This window comes from Burkholderia sp. (assembly GCF_018375725.1).
In the GTDB taxonomy this organism is placed as follows: Bacteria; Pseudomonadota; Gammaproteobacteria; order Burkholderiales; family Burkholderiaceae; genus Burkholderia.
The window spans coordinates 90,919-112,972 of the sequence record NZ_JAHACR010000001.1; the positions used below are offsets into that span (position 1 = coordinate 90,919).

The following is a 22,054-nucleotide window of genomic DNA, read 5'->3' on the forward strand; positions in this document are numbered from 1 at the left end:
GTTACGACGGGTAGACGGTCGCAGGGTTGGAAACCAAGCCAGCCTCAGCGATATAGGGGGTATCGTTGGTCGGCGTGTGAAGGATGAAAAGACGATTCTTCGCTCGAGTCATGGCGACATAAAAAAGCCGCCGCTCGTCGACCTCGGTGCTGCCCTCGCCAAGCGATGGAACGATATCCTTGTCGGCGCCGACGATGGCAGTGTTGCCGAACTCGAGTCCTTTGCAACTGTGCATGGTGAACAGCCCGACCGATGCTGGATCGTCCTTGCCCTTGGGCTTCTGGACACTTTGGACGCGTGAGACAAGTGAGCCGGTGCGGCGCTTCAGAATGTCACCTGCTTTGCTCAGGTGTCTGGCCACGCGATCGCGGAAGTTGCCAGCACGAAGCCCCATCGTCAAATAAGTCGCCGCGGAATCGATCGCTTGGTTGACTGCTCGCATGGGTGTAGTCGTCCCCGGAATTTTGCGGAACAGAGCGTCCTGACGCCACGTGACGAGTAACTGTTGGAGCGCGCGCATATGCTCAGCGTCAATCTTGGCGATATCGCCGTAATCGTCGAAGTCCCGCTCGAAGAAAGGCGCCATCGTTGCGCCTGGTATGCGCTTGTGGAGCTGGCTCAGTGCTTCCTCGCTTGTACCGACAAATGCCAGCGCGTGGTCGATGCCGCTGCGGTTCATCGTTTCAACCGAAATCAGCAACTGCAGGTATGTGTTGATGTAGTCCTTGTCCCAGAACGACCCGCCGTTTCTCCTCGAGCGGATGTTGAACTCGTCCAACACGGCTTCAACAGAGTCGAGAAGGAAGTTGGTCCGGGCAAGAATAGCCCATTCGCCGGGCCGGACTGCAAGGCGCCCACCAGGCTGCTCGTCCTCGGGCAGCACGGCTTCCATGATGTATGGCACGAGAAATTCCGTCTGGAGCGCGACCTTGTCGTGTTCTTCGCCGTCTTCGCGGTTAGCGGCCGAAACGGCATAGACGTGCGTTGAACCACCGGGCCCGCGCTTGGCCACGAGATCTTTTTCGACACGCTGGCCGGCATTGTGGCGAATCAATCGATCGGCGGGGGCAAGGATTTCCGAGTGGGAGCGATAGTTTTCTCCCAATGGGATGATTTCGGCGCCAGTCTGCTCGACGAAATCGATCATGCCTTTGTAGCCGAGTGCGCGCCGCCAAGCATAGATGGACTGATCGTCATCCCCGACGATCGTGACCGGAATATCACGCTTGGCGTGCGCCATCATCCATACGAACTGGATTTCGTCGCTATCCTGAAATTCGTCGACCAGCAGGTGCGTGACTGGCAAGGGAGGCAATTCCCCATTGCTCATCTTTGTCGCGCAGTCACGCATGACGTCGTATAGATCCACGACGCGGTTGCGCTTAAGCATCTCGTTGTAGGCCAGGATGAACGGCGGAATCTCGCTCCCATCGTGCTCGATAGCGCACTTGTAGTTCTCGAAGAGCTTGAATGCTTCTTCGTTGTCAATTTCGGTGTTCGTTGCTGAGATGGCCCGGCGCAGGAACGTCTTCTGCTCGGGCGGGGTAGCAATCTTGCCGAGCATCTTATGCCGGCGGAGATGGTCGATCGACAGCTTGTGGAAGGTACCGAGGTCGACTCGCTTGAGGACGTCGGGGCCGAACTCCTTCACCAGACGTTCGCGCATTTCGTTCGCGGTGTCGCTGGTGAAGGTGACGGCACCTACCCGGAACTTTCGATCGGCTTGCAGGATGACGCCGATCTTCGTGATGATCGTCTTGGTCTTTCCCGAACCTGGCCCGGCGACGGCAAGCATATTGCCGAAGCCATGGGCCACACGGTGTTGGGAAGGATTGAGGCTCACGGATTAAGCCGCCTGCGCTTGATCTTCGACGGACGGCGCCGACTCGGTCGCACCAGCGTCCTTCGTCGGACCAGCCGGTTCGGCTTGTGCGGAGGCTGCTTGAGCGGAAGCGGCACCGGCCGTCGTGGCGGCGGTGCGGGTCTGCTCGTTCGCCTGCCACGCGTTGAACTTCTTGTACGTCTGGAACTTGACGTCACGAGCGAGGTTCGTGATGGAGCGGATGCGCTTGCGCACCTTGAGCTCTTCGCCGTGGCGATCGCGGGCGGAGACGAGGCCGTTCAGGTAGGCGGACCAGAGCAGCAGCATGTACTCGTCGGCGATGCGGAGCAGCTTGATGTAGTTCTTTGCGTGCGGCGAGACGTAGAACAGATCCTGCCGCAGGACGCTCGGGAATTCAGCCTTCGGATCGACTGCGTTGGCCTGGAACAATTGCCAGAGTTGCTGTTTCAGGTTGTTGACGTAGGTGATCGATTCGCCGATCTTCTTGCGGAACAACTCGTCGACTTCATCGCAGGTGGTCGTGTCGTATCGCGGCAGCGTGCGCGGCGCGTCGATCGCGAAGTGCAGGTTCTTGTTCAGGAGCGTGTAGTCACGCCGGACGAACGACTGGACAATGCTCGATCCGAATTCGACCGGCTCTTTTTCCAGCGCGCCGCGCATTTGGCGGCCGAAGGTCTCCCGGGCGAATTCCGCGACCTGCATGGTCACGGACGGGCGCAGGAGGTTGACGCTTTCCGCGGTGGTCATAATATTTCCTCATAGGAAGTGGGTCAGCGTAGGTTAATTCTCGGTCTTTGCTGTAACAACGCTGAAACGTGATCTAAGAGGCCGGTCTTTCCGCGCTGCGGGCGGGTGCTATTCGGGACGACTGGTAGGGGCGGATCGCGCCGGTAGTCAAAAGGTTGGGCGTATTTCGTGTCAGGAATTCGCTTGCAATTTCCTGTGGGCCAGTACAGAATCGACTCCGCGCCGGTAGAGAATCGGTGCCCAGCAGCTGGAGCTGGTACTCATCTCGAGCCCCCTTGTTGCGGACTGACGACGGTCGGTTCCTGGCAGGAAACTGCCAAATCGCTTTGTAAAAGGGTCCTGCGGACCCGGGAGTGCCTCAAGCACTGCCAGAAGTACTCGCCCCCGGGTGGTTCCCGGGGGCTTTCGAATAGGCGTTGATACGCTTTCTCATCTCCTCCATTGTCTATTCCAAAGCCAGTATTTCGCGCGACGTAGCTGTTAGACGTCGTTGAAATGCCCTCTGTCCGTTGTCGTGTCAGGGGGTGAGTCCGGGGTTTCCCGGCATAGCTGGTCCTCCAGCCAATCTGTCTCAGGCATCGCCTGGCGTAGCTTCGTGCTGCGTTTTCAACCCTTGCGGGAATCTCATTTCCGCAAAGGGAATGGGCTTCTCGCGTCTCTGTGATGGAGAAGCCTATGAACTGGACGGAAGTCTCTCGTCTGCAAGGCAATTCTCGTGTCGAGTCACGCGTCGAGGTCGACGACATCACCCGGGATCGGTTTTTCACGGTCTGGGAGTTGTCGAATCCCCGTGGATGCCTCATTTTCCACCGGGAGAAAAAGGACCACGGGCAGCATCACTACCTTAGCGTCAAGAAAGATAACCGTGGTATCACGGATATCGTTCACGCGCTGACAGAGGGTGCGGATCTGTTCACCGAAAAGGAGAACGGGTCATGAACTCGATCGAGACGGTGCCTGTCCAGGGTACGTTCTTCTTTATTCCCGAACATGAGCAGGTCGTTCGAGAAGCGAAGGCGGATCAGGCGGCACGCGAAAGAAAGGCCAGGCAGTCTGCCTACGCCCTAAGCAAGACGAAGGTTCGCTCGATCCCCGAAGGATTCGATGACCTGGATATGCCGCTGCTTCGTGAGTCGTTTGCCGAGATTTTCGAGGTGAGCGAAAGTGAAGTGCCGGTTCCGGCCGTCGGTGTCGTCGGGGGAGATTGTGAGGGAGAGGAGTGGAGTGAAGAGGGGGTCGAGTGGCTCCACGCTTTGCTTCTCGAGCGTTCAATCGAGCTGCTGTCGATGCGCGGCAATCTGGAAGAGAAGCAAGACATCCTTGACTGGGTGTTGAAGCCGAACTTCATGGGATACCGTGACCAGTTTCTTTCTGAAGCCAAGGAGGAGATCGTCGATGGTCAGAAAACCGAAGTCATTGAGAAGCGTCGGATGCGGGTCAAGCTGTATCAGAGCGAGATCCCGTTCACCTTCGTAACCTGCTGCCGAGTCGCCGGCCTGAACCCTGATGAACTCAGGGAACAGATCCGCGCGAGGAAGTCGCAGATTCTGAGTAGTTAAGCCCTGGGGGCTCCAGTCCCCGAGAGGGCTGGAGTCTCCAAAATTTCTGGAGAATTCCATGACGACCCAAGCAACTCAAGCTGCCGCCGCTCCGAGCAAGTCCCGCAAAAAGGCTTCGCAGGAACCCGCGACGGCCGCTGCTGCTGCGGCTCCTGTTGAACAGAAGGCGTGCCCGCAATGGGTTCACTTCGATGGGTTCGCGTGCTTCGGCATTGAACGTATGCGTGGTGCAAAGATCCTCGGTCTGAGCGAACCTTGCGTGTTCACTCCGGCAAAGGATCCGACGTACAAGTGGCCGATCGACAATCTGCGCGATCTGCTTCACTTCTACATGGCGGGCGGCAACGCCTTCTGTGCAATGGGCCATCCCGGCACCGGCAAGACGATGGGCGTCCAGCAGTTTCACGCTTCCCTGAATCTTCCGCTGCTGAGTATGTCCGCCAATCCGCGAACCCAGGCTTATCACCTGATTGGCCGCCTCGTCCCGAACAAGGATGGCGGGGTTTCGTGGGTTGACGGGCCCGTGCTCATGGCCGCACGCCTCGGCATGTCGGTTCTCATCGACGAGTACAACGTCATCGATCCGGGCGAAATGACCGGGTTGAACCTCCTTTTGGAGGGACGGCCGTACCTCGTTCCCGAAACCGGCGAACTGATTGTTCCGCGTCACGGGTTTCGCGTCTACGCGACCTGCAACCCGAAAGACGACAAGGGGCTGGTGCAAGGACGTCATACGCAGGACAACGCGAATGACGAGCGCTTCGAGTTCAGCTGGTTCGGATATCTCCCGCAGGAGATCGAAGTCCAGTTGATCACGGAGATGATCGCACCGTATCAGCCGTCGTTGCCGGCCCATGTCCTCGCTGAAAAGTTCGTTTCCGTCGCGAATCAGGTCCGCAAGTTGTATGCGGGAGTGACCGACGATTCGGGGGCACTCGACAAGACCATATCGACGCGCGTTTTGCGTCGTTGGGTCTCGAAGGCGATGAGTGCTTCGACACAGGGCAGCTTGGTCGAGTCGCCGATGCATTACGGGCTGGAGCGCGCGTGGTCGCTTTCCTGTTCGGATGAAGTCCGAGTTGCCGTGCATGAGCTCGTGACGCAGACGTTCGGCGGCGGTGACTACAAGTCCAGCAAGGACAACCTGCACACGATGCAACCCGCAGGTGCCTGACCATGATTCCCGTCCAGTTGTATCGCAAGATCTCTGACGGGATCGACATCGCTATACCGATGGCCACCGACAACACGACATGCATTTTCATCGGCGTTACCGGTGGCCGACTGAAGAGGGAGGACGTGGCTTCGGCGACGTCGTCAGCGCTTCAGAGTCAGCTCGAGTCCTTTGGGTTCGAGTTGATCGGTGAGCGATCGTTGAACGAGGGCTGTGTCGAACAATTTCAGGCCTCGGATCTGCTGGTGGTCGTCAACGGCTCGATCGATTCCACGTTCCGCGAGATTGTGGCGGAATACGTCGGGAGCGATCCCGACTGGAGTTTTGTCGAATCCTACGAAGGTGTCACCGTTGTAGGGACACGTGCAAACGCGCAAACCGTGATCGGAATTCTCGGCGCAGCGATGCGTCTGGGCATTCAGGTAGCGAAGCCGGATAGCACGAGTGAAGATCTCGATGAAGTACCCATCCATCGTGGTGGGAAAGAGATGATGTCGTTCTTTGGACGCGATCTCCTCATGGGGGAGCACCACGGAACATCTGTCAAGGCTGGACTGATTACCACTCCAACGGTCTTTACGGTGGGGAGGTCATTGGTCAATTTCTAGAGAGGTAGATATGTCTCAGCAAGCTAGCACGGCACGGAAGCGGCAGACTATTTCCGAGTCGCTGGTTGACTTACTGTTTGACGCGGTTGAACTCGTGTTCAAACTGGCTTACGTTGCGCTGCACCGTACGACCGTTGGTGTTGCATGGTTGGCGCGAGCCGTCCTGCGGTATGCGAAGTCTTCCCGCAAAAAAGATGTAGCGGAAGTGGGGGCGGAGGAAGTCGCATCGGTCAATCCGGCAGAGACGTCGAACCCTCAAAAGGTGGAGACTGCGAAGTCCGTGTCCACCGTTTCGGTATCGAAAGGGCCGGTCACGGCTGTTTTCACTCGGACGATCACGTTCGAGAGGGGGTTCGGGGCGGTCCTGTTTTGGTTCTACCCGGGCGGTAAGGTCAAGAGGCTGGTGAAGATCTATGACCGCACCCTTTCCGAGCGTCTCGGTTTCGAGCGCCGCGAACTGGAGGAGATCTCGTATTCGGGTATGTCCGAGATCGAGTCGATCCTCAAGGCTACCGTTGCACAGGTGAACAAGCTGTTGCGCGGGGAGCATGAGGTGAAGCTGCGAGTCGTTGCGTCGGGTTCTTCGGATCCTGTCGCTTCGTCGGCCCCGAAGGCGGAATCGAAAGACCAGGAGTCCACGAAACGTGATGCCGGCGATTCTTCGGAAAAGTCAGCCAAGCGTTCCAAGAAAGAGGACGGCGACGTTGCAGTCATGCCGAGCTCGTTCAAGGAGGCCGTGGAAAAGAAGCAGAAACGTAGCCGTCCGTCCAAGGTGTACACGGGCGAGATTGTCGAGATCGGCGTCAAGCCCCGCAAGATCGACAACAAGGAGATCGAGCAGTACTGCGTGACCATCGAAGCTGATGAGTTGCACGGTAATGCACTGCCGGTCTATGGCACGGACCTCGAGCGTGCGATCGCCGATTGTGGTGCGGAGGTTGGAAGTCGCGTGCGGATCGAACACCTCGGCCGTATCGAGTGGAGAGAGCCGGACGGGCGGAAGGCCTGGAAGAACGCCTACAACGTCGTGAAGCTTTGAAAGTAAAGGAAACCGTATGCGCAATACGAACGTCTGTTTTATTCACGGCCGGATCGGCAAGGACCCGGAAGTACGGTTCCTTCCGTCGGGTACGCCGGTGGCGAAGTTCTCGCTCTGCTCGAACGATGACTACTTCGACAAGAAGGCGGGCAGATGGGTGGAGGTCGCGGAGTGGCACGACTGCGTTGTGGTCGGCGACTATGCAGAGAAGGTGGCTGAGAAGTACCAGAGCGGCGACCTCGTCAACATCACCTGCCGTGTTAAACCTCGTACTTACGAGAAGAACGGGCAGAAGTGCAAGGTGGTGGAGATGTACGTCCAGTCCATGGAGCTGATTGCCAAGAAGGGCGAGTTGGTTCGCCAACAGTCCAACGGGCACGCAGGTTCGCGAGGTAATGGTCAGTCGCAAGGTGGCAACGAGCAATCCCGTGACGAAGGTCCGGCATATGCGGGTGGCTACGGCGATGAAGATGGTGGTCCGGCCTTTTGAAGGTTTGGTCGCTATCTGAATCGATTTGAAACTGAGTTTTTCCCGGAAGGGGGCACGTCCCCCAACCGGGGGACGTGCCCGCCGACGACAATTCAATTTGACGGAGATGGACATGAATACTCAACGTGTGAAGACGGGCGCTGAACTGGTCGAATTCATCAAGAACGAGCAGGTCATGCGTAATACGTTCGCTTGCGATGTGACGGTCAAGGCCGACGGCAAGTCGACGGTGAAGAAGGTCGCGTTCGACGGTATCGGTCTGGTCGTGGAAAACGAGTTCCGCGATCCCGACCAGTTCGTTTCCACGAACAGCGTCTTCGTCGCCGCGGTGCTGGATTGACCGCATGTTCTGTGTGTGGTGCGTGTACCGCACTCAAACCGAAGCCCGCTCTCTGAGCGGACTTCCCCAAGCCGATCTAGTGGATCCGCTTCGGGAAGTAACCGGTTTTATTGAGCGATGTTCGCTCCCGAGCTGACGGATTCAGCCACGGTCACCTTGGTGACTACCGCTTTGAAGCATCACCTGCTTCGGGGATTTCGGTCCTTTTCTCATGTTGTCGATCGTCGAGGTCGACGTTCTTTAACCCGGCGGGGCTGCACTTTCCCGTTGGGGAAGATTCCTGCCGAATTCTTGTCACCCACTTGATTCGGGATCCACTTAAGCGATCTCGATGCGAGGCCGTTTAACTGGGCCTCGCGCCTTCTCACCTGGGTAACAACTTTTACAGTAGGAGTATGAAATGAAACGCGAAGATCTGATTGGTGCACACATGGTCATCCGCCGTAACGGCGAGACCGTACCGTTCGACAGAGCGAAGATCGCAAACGCGATCGCCAAGGCATTCCTGTACGACGCACACGGCAATCTGTATCGCGCCGGTGTGTCGTCCCTGAGTGCCGCGCAGCGCGTGAAGGTCGAGGAATTGACCAACGCCGTGTGTGCTGCCCTGAATCGTCGTGGGGAGAGCGCTGCTTTCCGCATCGAGGACATTCAGGACCAGGTGGAACTCTCGCTCATGCGTAGCGGTGAGCATGAAGCTGCACGCGGGTATGTGCTTTACCGCGAAATGGCTGCGCAGAAGCGCACGCCGGCGCCGACGCTGGGTCAGTACGATCACATCAAGTCGTATCGCCAGCGTGACGGTGCTGTGGTGCCGTTCGATGCGGCCTTCTGGATTGCGATCGTTGAGTCCGTGGTGTTTGGGCTCGAGAGCGTGTCGGCGAAGGACCTGTTCGACGAAGCAGTCCGGAACCTCTACAACGAGGCGAAGGAGACCGAGATCGAGAATGCGCTGGTTCTTTCGGCGCGTACGAAGATCGAGGTCGAGCCGCAACACGCGAAAGCGGCTGCGCGGCTCGTGCTTGCGTTCCAGCTTGGCCACGACGTTTTCGGCAAGCCGGTGACGTTGGACGAGGTGGCTGCAGGCTACGGCGAGGCGTTCATCCGCGGTATCGAGGATGGCGTTAAAGCCGAGCTCTTGACCGAGGATATGTCGAAGGGTTTCGATCTCGGCCGTCTTGCTTCGGCAATCCGTCCGGAGCGCGATGGGCTTCTCGACTATCTCGGCATGCAAACCCTGTACGACCGCTATCTGTTGCACGTCAACGAGCGTCGCATTGAACTGCCGCAGGCGTTCCTGATGCGTGTGGCGATGGGTTTGGCCCGGGGCGAAATCGAGCGCGAAACGCGTGCGATCGAGTTCTACGAAGTGCTGTCAACGTTCGACTACATGTCGAGCACACCGACACTCTTCAACACGGGCTCGCGCCGGTCGCAGCTGTCGAGCTGCTACCTGACGACCATTTCGGACGATCTCGAAGGGATCTACGACGGTCTGAAGGAAAACGCTCTGCTGTCGAAGTTCGCCGGCGGTCTGGGTAACGACTGGACGAACGTCCGTGCCATGGGCGCCTGGATCAAGGGTACCAATGGCAAGTCGCAGGGTGTCGTCCCCTTCCTCAAGGTGGTCAACGATACTGCTGTGGCGGTCAATCAAGGTGGGAAGCGCAAGGGTGCAGTTTGTGCCTATCTGGAGTCTTGGCACCTCGATATCGAGGAGTTTCTGGATCTGCGCAAGAACACCGGGGACGATCGTCGACGTACGCATGACATGAATACGGCAAACTGGATTCCTGACCTGTTCATGAAACGCGTGATGGAAGGCAGCGACTGGACGCTGTTCTCGCCGAACGACGTGCCGGATCTTCACGATCTGTATGGCGCGAAGTTCGAGGAGCGCTATGTGCAGTACGAGGCGCAGGCAGATGCCGGCGTTATCAAGCTGTACAAGCGACGTCCGGCTGTTGAACTGTGGCGCAAGATGCTCGGCATGCTGTTCGAAACCGGCCATCCTTGGATCACGTTCAAGGACCCGTGCAACATCCGTTCCCCGCAGCAACATGTCGGCGTGGTGCATAGCTCCAACCTGTGTACCGAAATCACGCTGAACACGAGCGACGTGGAAATTGCGGTCTGCAACCTGGGCTCGGTCAACCTGGTCAACCACGTCAAGGATGGCCAGATCGATCACGAGAAACTGCGTCGTACCGTCCGCATTGCGATGCGGATGCTCGACAACGTGATCGACATGAACTACTACGCGGTGGCGAAGGCTCGTTCGGCGAACTTGAAGCACCGTCCGGTGGGTCTGGGCCTGATGGGATACCAGGATGCCCTGTACATCCTTGGCATTCCGTTCGGCAGCGAAGCGGCGGTCGAGTTCTCGGACCGTTCGATGGAGGCTCTGGCGTACTACGCCTACGAGGCTTCGTCGGATCTGGCAGCGGAGCGCGGCGCTTACTCCAGTTTCAAGGGGTCGCTGTGGTCGAAGGGTGTCCTGCCGTTCGACTCGCTGAAGTTGTTGGCTGAAGCTCGTGGCGAGCAGTACCTCGAAGTCGATCAGAGCATCGCGATGGACTGGGACGGCCTGCGGGAGAAGATCCTGAAGCAAGGGATGCGCAACTCCAACTGTATCGCGATCGCGCCGACGGCAACGATCTCGAACATCGTGGGGGTGTCGGCGTGTATCGAGCCGCAGTTTCAGAACCTGTACGTGAAGTCGAATCTGTCCGGAGAGTTCACTCTGGTCAACGAGTACCTGATTGCCGATCTGAAGAAGCTCGGCATCTGGGACGAGTTGATGCTGGCCGACCTGAAGTATTACGACGGGTCCGTTCAGCGTATCGACCGCATTCCGGAGGAGATCAAGGCGCGCTATGCAACGGCGTTCGAGATCGATCCGAAGTGGCTCGTGGAGGGAGCTGCCCGCCGGCAGAAGTGGATCGACCAGGCTCAATCGCTGAACATCTACATCGCCGGCGCGTTGGGCAAGAAGCTGGACGAGGTCTACAAGCTGGCATGGGTTCGCGGTCTGAAAACGACCTACTACCTGCGCACGATGGCGGCCACGTCGGTGGAAAAGTCGACCGTGGCATCGGGAACGCTCAACGCGGTTACCCCGTCCGCTCCGGCTGCTGTTGCTCCGCAGGTCGCCGCGGCGCCGGCTCTGGAAGCGGACGGTCCGGTCTGCACGATGCGTCCGGGCGATCCGGGCTTCGACGAGTGCGAGGCCTGCCAGTAGAAATTGCTGGTGGACTCGCGTTGTCTTAATCGCAGGACGGCCTTCGGGCTGTCCTGCATCTTCTCGTTGTGGAGTTTGAGATGGAAATATCTTCATCCTTCAGCGCGGTTGCTCACGCGCATGCAGGTGGTGCCACCGGTCGTGTCGATGCTGCTGACAAGAGGATCATCAACGGCAAGACCGATGTGAACCAGCTCGTACCGTTCAAGTACAAATGGGCGTGGGAAAAATATTTGAATGGCTGCGCGAACCACTGGATGCCGCAGGAGATCAACATGGCGCGGGACATTGCGCTGTGGAAAGACCCGAACGGCTTGACGGCCGACGAACGTCGGATCATCACCCGGAATCTGGGGTTCTTCACGACTGCAGACTCGCTGGCTGCGAACAACATCGTGCTCGGTACCTACCGGCATATTACCGCACCGGAATGTCGCCAGTTCCTGCTTCGGCAGGCGTTTGAGGAGGCCGTGCACACGCACGCCTATCAATACATCGTGGAGTCCCTTGGACTGGACGAAGGGGAGGTCTTCAATGCCTATCGAGAGGTTGCTTCGATCAAGGCAAAGGACGATTTCCTGATTCCGTTCATCGAGACCTTGACCGATCCGTCGTTCACGACGGGAACGGTCGAGAACGATCAGAAGCTGCTGTTGAGCTTGATCGTTTTCGCATGTCTGATGGAAGGCCTGTTCTTCTATGTCGGCTTTACGCAGATCCTGTCGTTGGGCCGGCAGAACAAGATGACGGGTGCGGCGGAGCAGTACCAGTACATCCTTCGGGATGAGTCGATGCACTGCAATTTTGGTATCGACCTGATCAATGCGATCAAGCTGGAGAATCCGCACCTGTGGACTGAATCGTTCAAGCAGAAGGTGGACGAGGTATTCAAGGAAGCTGTACGCCTCGAATATCAGTACGCGGAGGACACCATGCCCCGCGGCGTCCTCGGTCTGAATGCCGATCTCTTCAAAGGTTATCTGCGTTTCATTGCCAACCGGCGAAAGACTCAGATCGGTCTCAACCCGGATTTCGAGGGCGAGACGAACCCGTTCCCGTGGATGAGCGAAATGCTCGATTTGCGGAAAGAGCGCAACTTTTTTGAGACTCGAGTGATCGAGTACCAGACGGGCGGCGCGCTCAGCTGGGATTGATGGTTGCGGTCGCTGGCGTTGCCAGCAGCAGTGACTACGTACGGCACCCGGGTTTCCGGGTGTCATTTTTTTAAATGGAGAAGTCTATGAAATACAACCGCAGTAAAAGCAAAAATCCGCGGGCAGTTCGCGTGGAGCAGGCAATGGCTCGCGAGTCCAATGCCAGATGTCACCTTGAATCGACGAGAAGCGAGCTGAAGCTGGCTCGCAAGCGAATCAGGGAATTGGAATCCGAAGCACAAAGTCTTCGCGAGAAGGCTCTGGAAAAGGGTTCCAGCAAGAAGTTGGGTAAGGACGTGTTCCAGGACGCACTGTTCTTCTTCGTTATTGCCCTGCTTCTTGAAGTCGGGAAGCCCTTTCTGGAAACGGAGTTTGAAATCCAGGGCGAGAGTTCCCAGACTGCCATCATCGTGGTAGTCATGCTCGTGATGGCAATGATGTACTGGGGTGCGAAGAAGGTCGATTCCCGGCTCGAGGCTCAAGGGAGGCAACTCCTGAAGCATCAGCGGTCGGGAACGTAAAAGTGGTTACCTATTCGGCATCCAGTGTGACCGGAGACCCTGCCGAAGCAGGGTCTCCCCACATGGCCGCGAAAATTTCCCGACAGGAATTCACCTGTACTATAATTTTGCTACCTAGCTGGGGGTCGATACTAGCCTGAGCCGGAAATCGGCACTTTTCCCTTCCTGAGACGTCACAAGCATGCATGAGTTGGATGCTTGTGAGGTTTTTTGTGCTCCGGCACAGAAGGGCTGCCTGGTATGCCCGTCCTGCGTTTGATCTGGACTACCCAGGCCTCAGGGTTTTTCCCTCACGTCGTGCCTTTCCGTTCTGGATAGGCAATTCTCCTTTCGAGTGTTCTTGGTTTCGAGGCCCCCCAGAGCGATCCCCAACGTTCTGGGGGGCCCCGATTCCGGGGTTCACGTTCGACAAGGAGATCAACATGAACGTCCAACCCCAGGTGTCTGATACCGAGATCATGGTGCAAACGGGGCGGGGGCTCCCCAGCATTGCTGATGGACTTCCCCAACCGCGTTCCGCCTTTCCTGCGTTGGCCCGTCGCGCGTTCATAGAAGAGCGCGCCTCGGACCCATGTCTGAGCCCGAGACTGGCAATCAGTCTGGCTACTTCAAGCGAGAGTTCTGCATATGATGTCCTGGCCGATGTCGTGATGGCCGGACACGAGGGTGTGCCGCTGCTCGTCGATACGTCGGCGCCAGTGACATCCACGGATGAGACGATTTCCATCGATACCTCACGCGGGTTGCTTCTGCACTCGATCGGACGGCTCTATGAGTCGTCGCGACGAGGCAACCTGTCGGACGGTACGTTTCCGATGGTCGTGATCAGCGAAGATCATCTTGCTGACGCGGCATCATTGGGAACCGCGGAAACGTATGTCCGTGTCGGCAACGGCCGGCGCGGATCAAGCGCGGGAGTCGCGCAGTCGCTGATCGCATTCGAGTCTCTTGGGACGGGGGTCAGCGGCGTATTTTTCGACGAGAGTTCAGTGGTTCGGGATGGCTGCGGCGGCATCTTCGGAACGAATTCCGAGTTTGTCGGCGCGAACGAGGCGGTCACGGGGATCGTTTTGAACTTGTGTGATTACCTCGTGGAAATTCCTGGCAAGAACACCCAGCTCGACGACAGGCGGCTCAAGGAGCACGTCCGCCTGGCGGTTCGCGATCTTGACGCGATGCACGACGTTCATGCGACCGGCGGGAATCTGGAGCGATCCAGTGAAGCCCGACGCATCGCCATCGGAATCTCGGGCATTGCCTCGGCACTCCAGAAGCTTGGGAGCGCAGGGGACGCGGATAAAGCCAACGCGGCGCTTGTACAGCTGGCTGGGATGATCCGTGATGAAGCCTATGACGCTTCGTGCGATCTCGCACGGGAACGTGGCGCTTCGGCATGGTTCGATTGCGCGGAATTCGATGCCGGACCCATGTCGGAACTGCTGTCGCCAGAAGTGGCAGAGCGCGTCCGCATGTATGGACTCAGGAACGTGCAGATTTTCGGGTGGGGCTTGGTTGCGGACCGTCCGGTTTCTGTGCACGCCGTCGGACTGACGTCGGACGGATGTATCGATGCGGTGCGAACCGCGGAGGGGGTCGGCCAGCAGTTGCAATGGCATACTGCGATTTCGGAAGCCTTCGGCACGAAGTACCTTGCAGAGGTACTGGTACCGGACAACTGGGGCGCTGAGCAGGTGGGGAAACTCGCCGCACGGTGTCAACAGGGAGGCCTCTGGGGCGTGTCTGTACGCTGATAGCGTACGGCGGCCGTGCATGTGGGCTTGGCCGGCCCATTTTGTCGCGAGACTTCTTTGCAAAGCGAGGCGTTTGCAAAGAGGTTTTTTGCGCGTAGCGCAGAAAGGGTAGCTGGCACACCTATCTAAGTCAGCCATTCGTTTGTCAACCCTACCGGGGATTTCATGCCCGGTAGGGGGCATGGAGTCTTCGGGGTTTCCAGGAGATCTCCATGTCGCAGCAAACCGAAGTACGAACCCTCGAAAAGGTTCTCTGTTTCAGTATCGAAGCCCATATCTGGTCCGGCCGGCGCAAGCTGAAAACGACCGATATCGGCGAAGTCGAAGATCTGCCGCACGGCGACCTTGCGTCGCTGGGTAGCAAGAAGGTCATCGACAGCGAGCACCTCAAGGTGTTCGACAAGCTCAAAAAGCGCGCGCAAAAGGCTTGTGAAAGCCGCGGAGTGCGTTTCCTCGGCGGCTATGCCATCCCGGCCGGGAAGGCAAAGCTGGTCGCAGATGATCTCGACGCAATCGCAGTCGAATACGAGAAGGAGCGTAACCATCTCGTATCGAACTACGACCGTCTGATCCTCGAGTGGCAGAACGCCCCGCAAAACCAGGAATGGGCCCATATCATCAAAGACGAAGCGCCCGAAAAGGCGTACGTCGAAGGTGCTCTGGGATTCCGCTGGCAGGCGTTCAAGGTTCGCTCCGTCGGCGAGTCGGAAGAAGATTTCGACCAACTGTCGGGTGGCCTGAAGCAAGCCGAGCAAGGGCTGGCGGGGACGCTCTTCCGAGAGATTGCCCAGGAAGCAGCGGCGTTCGAAGAACGCACCCTGTCGTTCGGCGGCCAGAAGAACGGCCAGGCTCGGGAATATGTCACGCAGCGTTGCAAGAACGCGCTGCAGGCGATTCGCGAGAAGATGGAGGGCCTCGCCTTCCTCGACCCGTGTGTACGTCCGATCATCGAGACCATCGACTACAGCATTAAGTTGCTGCCGGAGAAGGGCAAGATCGAGGGCATCCATCTTACGACCCTTTGGGGGCTGACGGGGATCCTCAAACGACCGGAGCGTATGCGCGCGTTTGGCCAGCAGTGTCTGGAGTCGGGTGACGTCGCCGCGACGTTCAACCTTGCCGTCGGCCCGCGCTTCGGTGCGGCGGATGAAGAGGGGGATGCACCGCCGGTCTCTGTGCCGATGGCTGCTCCCATGCAGCCTGTTGTGAGCGCTGGTTCGCCAGCACCTGTCGGCCGTCCTGGTCCGGCAGTTCCGTCGATGCCGTTGCCTTTGCCGCCCCAACCGGGCATGGCAACGGGCTTCGGGATCTAAACCCGAAGGGGCGTAACAATCGCCCCTTCGGGGGCGATTCTTTCTCGAAGGAATCGCATGAACATCAATACGCTGAAAGGTGCCTTGCCGATCGCGGCCAGGCTGCTTGCGGAGAAGTGTGGTCTGAAGGTGCGCATAGGCGGCAATCGAGCCTACGCGAACCCCAGCGAGATCGTGCTTCCCGATCTTCCAATCGAAGTGGAAAAGGCTCGGGTTCTCGGACTCGGGTTTGTTCTCCACGAAGGGGCGGGGCATATCGTTCATACCGACTTCGAGTCGGTTGCGGCGATGGACCTCCCGGCTTTCACTTTTCGGATCTACAACGCACTCGAGGACGTGCGCATTGAAGGCCTGGTGGAGCGGCGCTACCCTGGTGCCAATCGGATCTTTATGGCAATGCGGGAAACCCTGTCGAAAGACGGGCAGCTTCGCGAAATGTCGAATTCCTCCGATCTGGCTGAAGCTCTGATTACCGCGACGGTGCATACGTTGAACTGGCGGCAGCTCAAACGAACCTTTTTTGAGGCTCGTGAAGCGATCGCCGTGCAATGGCTTACGAGTGCGTTCGATAGTTCTTTTGCGAACGCATATCTGGCGGTCATCAGCAAGGTTCAATTCGCACACACGTCGGCCGACGCTGCCCGGATCGCTGTCGAGGCCGTTTCCCTCCTGCAGCAGTATGCAGAGGAGAACTCGGACCCGGATCAAGATTCGAGCGACACGGAAGACGGCGGTGAGGATGAAGCCAACGGGGATTCCTCGAAGGCTGATTCCGATCCGAACGGCGAAGCAGGATCCGGCGGCGATAGCGATCAGCCCGAGAACAGCGGGCAAGACCGCGAATCCGGTAGTGACGGTGACGTTCAGTCTGCTCCTGCGTCGGATCAGCCGGCCTCGGCGGGCGCCATCGGTGACGATTCAGCCGCGGATGATGGTGCGACGTCGACCGACGAGGGAGACCCTTCGAATGGTCTAGCGGACGCTGATTCAGATGCGGTCGAGGATCCATCCTCGGCACAAGGCGGTTCTGCTGACGCTGGCGGTAAGGCTGAATCGGAGCCTGACGGCGATGGGCCGGAAAGCGGCGCTGGATCTGCAGCTGATACCGGCGACGATTCGCAGCCCGGCGACGGTTCGCAGCCCGGCGTCGGTTCTCAACCCGGCGACGGCTCGCAGCCCAGTGACGGTTCGCAACACGGTGACGGCTCGCAACCGGGAGATGGTTCGAAACCCGGTGATGGTTCGAGTCAGGACCCTGGCTCTGTCTCTGCTACTGAAGACGGTACGGGCGCGTGCGCCTTGGCCGACGACGGGCAGCAGCAGGACCAGATGAATGATTCGGGAGCTTCGTCGCTGGACCTTTCCCAGAAAGCGACGTCGCGCGATGTTCGTGTGGCGTTAGGCGCTGGCTATAACCCCGGAGAGGATCTCGGGGAAATAGTCCAGGGCATGCTGAATGGGATGGCGAACGAGTCGGATGCGCCTCCAGTTCTTTCGAACGCGATCCCGTTCACGGAAGAGATCGATGACAACGGCGAAATCGTCCAGCGCGTCAAGCGTGAGTCGATCGCGCTGCGTCGGAGATTGACGACGGCTCTGGAAGCGGTAACACAAACCAGAAGCTGGGATGCGTATGCGGGTGAACGGCTTTCCAATTTGGGTGCGCTCAGGCTGTCGACTGGCGACCTGAACATCTTCGAGCGGGAGTCATCGCGGAACAGCATCGACGTTGCGATCCACTTGCTTCTCGATCGTTCCGGAAGTATGCAACTCGAGGAGCGGATGACGTTGGCGATTGATACTTGCACCGCGCTCGGTATCGCTCTCGGGCAAATCGACGGGGTACAGGTGGCAACGTCCGCGTTTCCGTCCGGATCACGAGAGTGCGATCGGGATGTTCTCATACTGAATCGCTTCGGTGAGTCGGTGCGGAAGCGTGCCGGCCGGATCGCGGCGGTTCGAGCGGACGGTCACAACACGCCGCTCGCGGACGCGCTGCTTTATGGCCAGTACTCGCTGTTGTCGACAAAGGCGACCCGGCGGATTCTCCTGCCGATAACCGATGGTGTACCTGACAGCAAGGAAGGCGTGGTGGATGTGGTTGCATCGTGTCAGCGCTGGGGAATCGAGGTGATCGGTGTTGGTATCGGCCAAGATATTTCCGGTGTGATTCCCAACAGCATCTGTATCAAGGAGGTTGCAGATCTGCCGACCGAGATGTTCGAGCTGCTTCGCAAGCAGCTTGTTCTGAAGAAGGCGGCGTAGGCCGGGCCCGGGGGGGAATCCCCCGGTTTTTTAACTGCAGTAGCAAAAGGGGTAGACGATGAGCGTCGATGTGCTCGAGCGTCGGCTTGAGAATGAAAGGCAGGTCGCCGAAGCTCAGTCGCGTTCGGATGGTCGTTGGCCTGACTTGCTGCAGGTGGCCGGCCTGGACGAACAGTATCTGCGACTGAAGCGAAACGGTCCGTGTCCTTTTTGTGGGGGCAAGGACCGATATGTCTTTACCGACAAGTACGGCGATGGAAGTTACTTCTGCCGCGGATGCGGCGGCGGCAACGGGCTCAAGCTGCTGAGCGTGGTTTTCCCTGAGAAGACGTTCATGCAACGTGTTCGCTGGGTGCTGGAGTCGCTTGGGGTGGGTTTGCCCGAGTCTCCGGTACGTCCACGCAATGCAGATGCACCGCGCCGGTCTGGCGAGCCGATGAGCAAGGAGGAGTTTGCTCGACGCAAGGCTCGCCACGTAAAGCTTTGGAACGAGGCTCGGCGAATCTCGGTTGGTGATCCGGTCTGGAAGTATCTGACCGGCCGTCTTCCCGAGCTTGATCCGGCTGATATTCCTGCTGTTCTTCGGTTTCACCCTGCCCTGCCGTATTGGGAAAAGGACGAGGACGAGAAATTTGTTCTTGTTGGGAAGTTCCCCGGCATGGTGGCAGGAATTCAAGGACCGGATGGTGTCTGCTGCAACATCCATCGCACCTTCCTCACGGAGGATGGTGCGAAGGCCCCGGTACCGAGCGTGAAGAAGAAGGAACTCTCACTTGGAATCAAGGGGGGGGCCATTCGACTCTACGCTCCGACTAGCCGGGAACTGAGCGTTGCGGAAGGCATCGAAACGTCCCTTGCTGTCCGGGTGTTTCGCCGTGAAACTTGCTGGTCTATGGTCGACGCCGGCGGAATGGAGGAGTTCGATTTCTCCGTGCTCGACGATATCGATCTGCTTCGGATCTACCAGGACAATGACCTTCCCGACAGTCGGGGAGTTCGTCGTGGCTTCCTGGCAGGCGAGAAGCTCGCTGAGCGCGCGAAGGCGATGGGCAAGCGAGTGATCAAGTACGCACCAGCCAAGGCCGGGACGGACATGCTGGACTTTGTTCGTTCGTTACCAAAGCGGTCATGAAGATAGGTCGGAATCGACCTGAACAGAAAGCGCCGGGGGAACTCGGCGCTTTTTTTATGGGGAGCAGACATCCCCTTGCAAGGCTGTTCGCAATCAGTATCCTGTCGCTATAACGTCAGGCCAATCAAATGAGTAATCAGATCGATCGTCTTACCATCCATACTCAAGCTGAAGAAGAGCGCTTCGTGTGTACGTGGCGGCTCGGGCGCAAACAGGGCATCGTGTATGTCACGGTGGAGGCAGATGTTGCCGAGAAGGATGTTGTCGCGGAGTTGAGCACGCTGCATTACCTCGTCGAGGACGTCCAATTGATGGGTGACAATCGGAGCGGAGCGAGCCTCGAGATCACGATCTCCAACCCGACCATCTTGGATCTACGAAGCGGCCGGAGCAAGAAGTCGCACCTGTATCCTTACGCGGTGCTGCTTCTGACGAAATTCCTCGAAGTCCCGCTCAACGTTGAGAAGGACTGCTCGTGGGTGGGTGAGGGTGCCAAGACCCGTGAGCGGCATCTGTTGGTATCTGAGCCGCTCAAGCTCTTCTTGGATGTGAAGGGACACGGCAAAGTCGGCGTACGGCAGCACAGCTTTGATCAATTCCGGGCACGGTTGAATCATGTCAGCGCGGTCGTAGCCTGGAAGGAGATGCAACGGGTCGCAAAGGCCGGAATGTCGCCCATTCGGAATCCGGAGCGGGGGAGCACCAAGCTATACCACGCAGAGAGTCATTGGGTGTTCGTGGTGGGCGACGACGGGTACTTCGTCACCGCCTACACTGACTTCAACGGGGGAAAGCATGCCCGGCAGGCAGGCGATACACCGGAGATCCGATGACATGGAGGCTTTGGGGCGCCTGATGTGCGGCATATCCAAAGCCAATGTCCGTCTGAGACAACTGGATCACGGTGTCGTCCTCAAAAGAGAACTCCCACTGAGAAGCGCCATCCTCGTGTGTTGCCAAGGCCTTCAGCTTGGCTATGTACATCAATCCATCGTATTGGACGATGTAATGCCGATCCGCCTCAAGTCCCAGATTCTGGGTGGTATAGACGACCTTGTCACCGGCTTGGACGAGATCCATTGCCTCGCGGGCAGAAACGCTCCAATAGAAGAACAGCCCGATCCAACCAATGGTCGAAAATTCCTTGATGCGTTCGGGCAACGACATCTGAATCGGATTGTGCCCGGACGGATCGTAGAGGAGGTAGCTGTTCAAGCTTCCCACGCCGATCAGGTAGTCGGGCGTGACGTTTAGACGTCTGGCGAGATCGATCAGGATGTCATAGCTCGGGACGAACACGCCGGACAAGTACTTGTATGCCGTCGGCGATGTGACCCCTATTAAGTCCGCAATGTACCGGCTCCGGGCAAATCCGGTAGTCGGAAGTCCTCTTGCGTCAAGAATCGTATGCAGACGCTTCCCGAACGTCTGCCTGACGGCGTCGATGCCGCTCTTTTCCATGGTGGCGCACCCAAAAAGTGAGTTTTCTGCTCAGTATTATGCCGCAGGTCAGTTACCCCGGACGACAAAAGTCGAGGGCGGATACTCCGGAATCCATTTTGTCAAGCTGTTTTGTCAAGCCCAATGCGCATGTGAAATTTCTGTCCAGGCCGTCGGATCCCCCAAGTTTGCCGACGGCCGAAACCGACCAACAGTTAACGGCACGGTAAGGAAGAACCTGAGCTTTGTCGAGTGCGGTACCTAACATTGACGAGCATAAAGGACTTGACGCTTGCATTCCATCGCGGACTTGGGTAGATTCCCGTCAGGAACACTTCCTGTCAAGAAGTTGTTTCCCCAAAAAAGGATGTTAAGTAAAGGTTATCGACCAGTGACCACGATCGAGGGTTTTCAGAAATGTGTCCTATTCTTGAGCTTGCCGCGCTTGAAAACGTAAAGGCCGTCGAGAATCGCTGGAACGCGGTTCGCATGAACCAGACGCGCGCGATGCTCGTGTACAAGCTGAGCAGCGAAGCCGTTGACGTCCTTCTCTCGACCCCCCTCGAAGTTCTTGTTGAGAAGGTCAAGGATGCAAACCAGGCGATTTTTGTGGACAACCAGTTCACGGATCTCCTCAAGGTTGTGACGGTTCAGGCGGCGCCGAAGTCCACCGTACAGAACGTCATTGCTCTGCGCGGCTGATCATGAAAAATCTGCAGCTACGCTTCTACATCGAGCACGAGCATAGGCTCAAGCGCCTGTGCGAGTTCGGCGCCCGTCCTAAAACGATGCAGGCGCTCCTGTCTCCTCGCGGCGGCGTACACATCCAGACCTTCCGCGAAATCTTTACCCAGCTCACCGGCCGTACACCCAAGCCGGGCATGTCTCCGGCGCAGGACTACGCGTTCTTGCAGAAGCCGGGCTGGCGCTTCAAAGGCAGCCTGATCCTCCAAGCCTACATACGCCTCTGCGAACTCGGTGCGCACCACATCGACTCCCTGATCGAAGCTTACGCATTCTTCCTTGAAAGCTCCGAACCGGAAAAGAGCTCTGAGTTCTCGTTCGAGCGGGCTCTGATTTTGGTTCGCGGGTTCGAGACGGGTGATCTTCGGTTCACGAAGTGCGCCTGCTGCTCATCCCATCATGTGCATGAGCGAAACGAACCCGTGATGTGCCCGGTGTGCAACAACGGGAACTTCGGCGGATCCCGCAAGCGCCACAGGAACCGCGTTCTTGCGACATTCCACCAAGCGGGGTAAGTGATTGTTTCCGGCTGCTCGCGCAGCTACCACTATTCTGCATCAAATTTCGAACGTTGTAAGCATCTTCTTTCTCATCAGGAAGAATAGTCAAATCTGAGTGGGGGAGGTTGACAATCCGTCTCAGATTTCTGTCAAGAAGGGTAAAGCGAGGAAAGACTGTTCTTTTGACGAACGT

Annotated in this window: 20 protein-coding genes; 17 read left to right on the top strand and 3 right to left on the bottom strand. The window is 58.0% G+C overall.

Going from position 1 to position 22,054, the window contains the following annotated elements; all coding sequences use genetic code 11:
* Position 1: 1 nt before the first annotated feature.
* Both KH616_RS00515 and KH616_RS00520 read right to left on the bottom strand, forming a co-directional pair.
* Positions 2-1,843, bottom strand: coding sequence for an ATP-dependent helicase (locus KH616_RS00515; RefSeq protein WP_292232783.1), 1,842 nt, complete (start codon positions 1,841-1,843; stop codon positions 2-4).
* A gap of 3 nt (positions 1,844-1,846) precedes the next feature.
* Positions 1,847-2,590 carry a hypothetical protein gene (locus tag KH616_RS00520; protein WP_292232785.1) on the bottom strand — a complete coding sequence of 248 codons (744 nt, stop codon included), beginning with the start codon at positions 2,588-2,590 and terminating at the stop codon, positions 1,847-1,849.
* Positions 2,591-3,265: 675 nt separating this feature from the next.
* Between KH616_RS00520 and KH616_RS00525 the strand changes: the two genes are divergently transcribed.
* The 15 genes from KH616_RS00525 (at position 3,266) to KH616_RS00595 (ending at position 20,010) form a co-directional block, all read left to right on the top strand.
* Complete coding sequence (locus KH616_RS00525; protein WP_292232787.1) at positions 3,266-3,529, top strand: hypothetical protein; 264 nt, start codon at positions 3,266-3,268, stop codon at positions 3,527-3,529.
* Positions 3,526-4,149: a hypothetical protein gene (locus tag KH616_RS00530; protein WP_046196839.1), complete on the top strand. Its 624-nt coding sequence runs from the start codon at positions 3,526-3,528 to the stop codon at positions 4,147-4,149. Before KH616_RS00525 ends, KH616_RS00530 begins: the two co-directional genes overlap by 4 nt.
* 58 nt (positions 4,150-4,207) lie before the next feature.
* Positions 4,208-5,323 (top strand): AAA family ATPase, encoded by a 1,116-nt coding sequence (locus tag KH616_RS00535; protein ID WP_292232790.1) that lies wholly within the window; start codon positions 4,208-4,210, stop codon positions 5,321-5,323.
* A gap of 2 nt (positions 5,324-5,325) precedes the next feature.
* A complete protein-coding gene (locus KH616_RS00540) occupies positions 5,326-5,931 on the top strand; it encodes a hypothetical protein (RefSeq protein WP_292232792.1) in 606 nt (201 codons plus the stop codon).
* A 10-nt stretch (positions 5,932-5,941) separates the two neighbouring features.
* On the top strand, positions 5,942-6,970 hold the full coding sequence (locus KH616_RS00545; RefSeq protein WP_292232794.1) for a hypothetical protein: 1,029 nt from the start codon (positions 5,942-5,944) through the stop codon (positions 6,968-6,970).
* Positions 6,971-6,986: 16 nt separating this feature from the next.
* Positions 6,987-7,460, top strand: coding sequence for a single-stranded DNA-binding protein (gene ssb, locus KH616_RS00550; protein ID WP_176317549.1), 474 nt, complete (start codon positions 6,987-6,989; stop codon positions 7,458-7,460).
* A gap of 112 nt (positions 7,461-7,572) precedes the next feature.
* On the top strand, positions 7,573-7,800 hold the full coding sequence (locus KH616_RS00555) for a hypothetical protein (protein WP_292232798.1): 228 nt from the start codon (positions 7,573-7,575) through the stop codon (positions 7,798-7,800).
* A 400-nt stretch (positions 7,801-8,200) separates the two neighbouring features.
* Positions 8,201-11,041: a ribonucleoside-diphosphate reductase subunit alpha gene (locus tag KH616_RS00560; protein WP_292232800.1), complete on the top strand. Its 2,841-nt coding sequence runs from the start codon at positions 8,201-8,203 to the stop codon at positions 11,039-11,041.
* Between the two features lie 80 nt (positions 11,042-11,121).
* Positions 11,122-12,195, top strand: coding sequence for a ribonucleotide-diphosphate reductase subunit beta (locus tag KH616_RS00565; RefSeq protein ID WP_176317548.1), 1,074 nt, complete (start codon positions 11,122-11,124; stop codon positions 12,193-12,195).
* A gap of 86 nt (positions 12,196-12,281) precedes the next feature.
* Positions 12,282-12,716: a hypothetical protein gene (locus KH616_RS00570; RefSeq protein WP_292232803.1), complete on the top strand. Its 435-nt coding sequence runs from the start codon at positions 12,282-12,284 to the stop codon at positions 12,714-12,716.
* Positions 12,717-13,138: 422 nt separating this feature from the next.
* Positions 13,139-14,467 (top strand): hypothetical protein, encoded by a 1,329-nt coding sequence (locus KH616_RS00575; protein WP_292232805.1) that lies wholly within the window; start codon positions 13,139-13,141, stop codon positions 14,465-14,467.
* Positions 14,468-14,679: 212 nt separating this feature from the next.
* A complete protein-coding gene (locus KH616_RS00580; protein WP_292232807.1) occupies positions 14,680-15,780 on the top strand; it encodes a DUF3150 domain-containing protein in 1,101 nt (366 codons plus the stop codon).
* A 57-nt stretch (positions 15,781-15,837) separates the two neighbouring features.
* Positions 15,838-18,045 carry a VWA domain-containing protein gene (locus KH616_RS00585; RefSeq protein ID WP_292232809.1) on the top strand — a complete coding sequence of 736 codons (2,208 nt, stop codon included), beginning with the start codon at positions 15,838-15,840 and terminating at the stop codon, positions 18,043-18,045.
* A 58-nt stretch (positions 18,046-18,103) separates the two neighbouring features.
* Complete coding sequence (locus tag KH616_RS00590) at positions 18,104-19,177, top strand: primase-helicase zinc-binding domain-containing protein (protein WP_292232813.1); 1,074 nt, start codon at positions 18,104-18,106, stop codon at positions 19,175-19,177.
* A 128-nt stretch (positions 19,178-19,305) separates the two neighbouring features.
* The gene (locus tag KH616_RS00595) at positions 19,306-20,010 is read left to right on the top strand and encodes a hypothetical protein (RefSeq protein ID WP_292232818.1); all 705 of its coding nucleotides are present in this window, start codon (positions 19,306-19,308) and stop codon (positions 20,008-20,010) included.
* Here the strand turns inward: KH616_RS00595 and KH616_RS00600 are convergent.
* Positions 19,958-20,638, bottom strand: coding sequence for a helix-turn-helix transcriptional regulator (locus KH616_RS00600; RefSeq protein ID WP_292232820.1), 681 nt, complete (start codon positions 20,636-20,638; stop codon positions 19,958-19,960). The two genes, KH616_RS00595 and KH616_RS00600, sit on opposite strands and share 53 nt — an antisense overlap.
* A gap of 396 nt (positions 20,639-21,034) precedes the next feature.
* Between KH616_RS00600 and KH616_RS00605 the strand changes: the two genes are divergently transcribed.
* Positions 21,035-21,319, top strand: coding sequence for a hypothetical protein (locus KH616_RS00605; RefSeq protein WP_021161016.1), 285 nt, complete (start codon positions 21,035-21,037; stop codon positions 21,317-21,319).
* 2 nt (positions 21,320-21,321) lie between these two features.
* On the top strand, positions 21,322-21,876 hold the full coding sequence (locus KH616_RS00610) for a FlhC family transcriptional regulator (RefSeq protein ID WP_042975983.1): 555 nt from the start codon (positions 21,322-21,324) through the stop codon (positions 21,874-21,876).
* The last annotated feature ends 178 nt before the right edge of the window (positions 21,877-22,054 follow it).

Excerpts from the sequence above, each read along its gene's own strand:
- KH616_RS00525 (WP_292232787.1), top strand. The coding sequence starts at position 3,266 with ATGAACTGGACGGAAGTCTCTCGTCTGCAAGGCAATTCTCGTGTCGAG.
- KH616_RS00540 (WP_292232792.1), top strand. The coding sequence starts at position 5,326 with ATGATTCCCGTCCAGTTGTATCGCAAGATCTCTGACGGGATCGACATC.
- KH616_RS00520 (WP_292232785.1), bottom strand. The coding sequence starts at position 2,590 with ATGACCACCGCGGAAAGCGTCAACCTCCTGCGCCCGTCCGTGACCATG.
- KH616_RS00575 (WP_292232805.1), top strand. The coding sequence starts at position 13,139 with ATGAACGTCCAACCCCAGGTGTCTGATACCGAGATCATGGTGCAAACG.
- ssb (WP_176317549.1), top strand. The coding sequence starts at position 6,987 with ATGCGCAATACGAACGTCTGTTTTATTCACGGCCGGATCGGCAAGGAC.
- KH616_RS00605 (WP_021161016.1), top strand. The coding sequence starts at position 21,035 with ATGTGTCCTATTCTTGAGCTTGCCGCGCTTGAAAACGTAAAGGCCGTC.
- KH616_RS00565 (WP_176317548.1), top strand. The coding sequence starts at position 11,122 with ATGGAAATATCTTCATCCTTCAGCGCGGTTGCTCACGCGCATGCAGGT.
- KH616_RS00545 (WP_292232794.1), top strand. The coding sequence starts at position 5,942 with ATGTCTCAGCAAGCTAGCACGGCACGGAAGCGGCAGACTATTTCCGAG.
- KH616_RS00610 (WP_042975983.1), top strand. The coding sequence starts at position 21,322 with ATGAAAAATCTGCAGCTACGCTTCTACATCGAGCACGAGCATAGGCTC.
- KH616_RS00535 (WP_292232790.1), top strand. The coding sequence starts at position 4,208 with ATGACGACCCAAGCAACTCAAGCTGCCGCCGCTCCGAGCAAGTCCCGC.
- KH616_RS00580 (WP_292232807.1), top strand. The coding sequence starts at position 14,680 with ATGTCGCAGCAAACCGAAGTACGAACCCTCGAAAAGGTTCTCTGTTTC.
- KH616_RS00560 (WP_292232800.1), top strand. The coding sequence starts at position 8,201 with ATGAAACGCGAAGATCTGATTGGTGCACACATGGTCATCCGCCGTAAC.
- KH616_RS00570 (WP_292232803.1), top strand. The coding sequence starts at position 12,282 with ATGAAATACAACCGCAGTAAAAGCAAAAATCCGCGGGCAGTTCGCGTG.
- KH616_RS00555 (WP_292232798.1), top strand. The coding sequence starts at position 7,573 with ATGAATACTCAACGTGTGAAGACGGGCGCTGAACTGGTCGAATTCATC.
- KH616_RS00600 (WP_292232820.1), bottom strand. The coding sequence starts at position 20,638 with ATGGAAAAGAGCGGCATCGACGCCGTCAGGCAGACGTTCGGGAAGCGT.
- KH616_RS00595 (WP_292232818.1), top strand. The coding sequence starts at position 19,306 with ATGAGTAATCAGATCGATCGTCTTACCATCCATACTCAAGCTGAAGAA.
- KH616_RS00530 (WP_046196839.1), top strand. The coding sequence starts at position 3,526 with ATGAACTCGATCGAGACGGTGCCTGTCCAGGGTACGTTCTTCTTTATT.
- KH616_RS00590 (WP_292232813.1), top strand. The coding sequence starts at position 18,104 with ATGAGCGTCGATGTGCTCGAGCGTCGGCTTGAGAATGAAAGGCAGGTC.
- KH616_RS00585 (WP_292232809.1), top strand. The coding sequence starts at position 15,838 with ATGAACATCAATACGCTGAAAGGTGCCTTGCCGATCGCGGCCAGGCTG.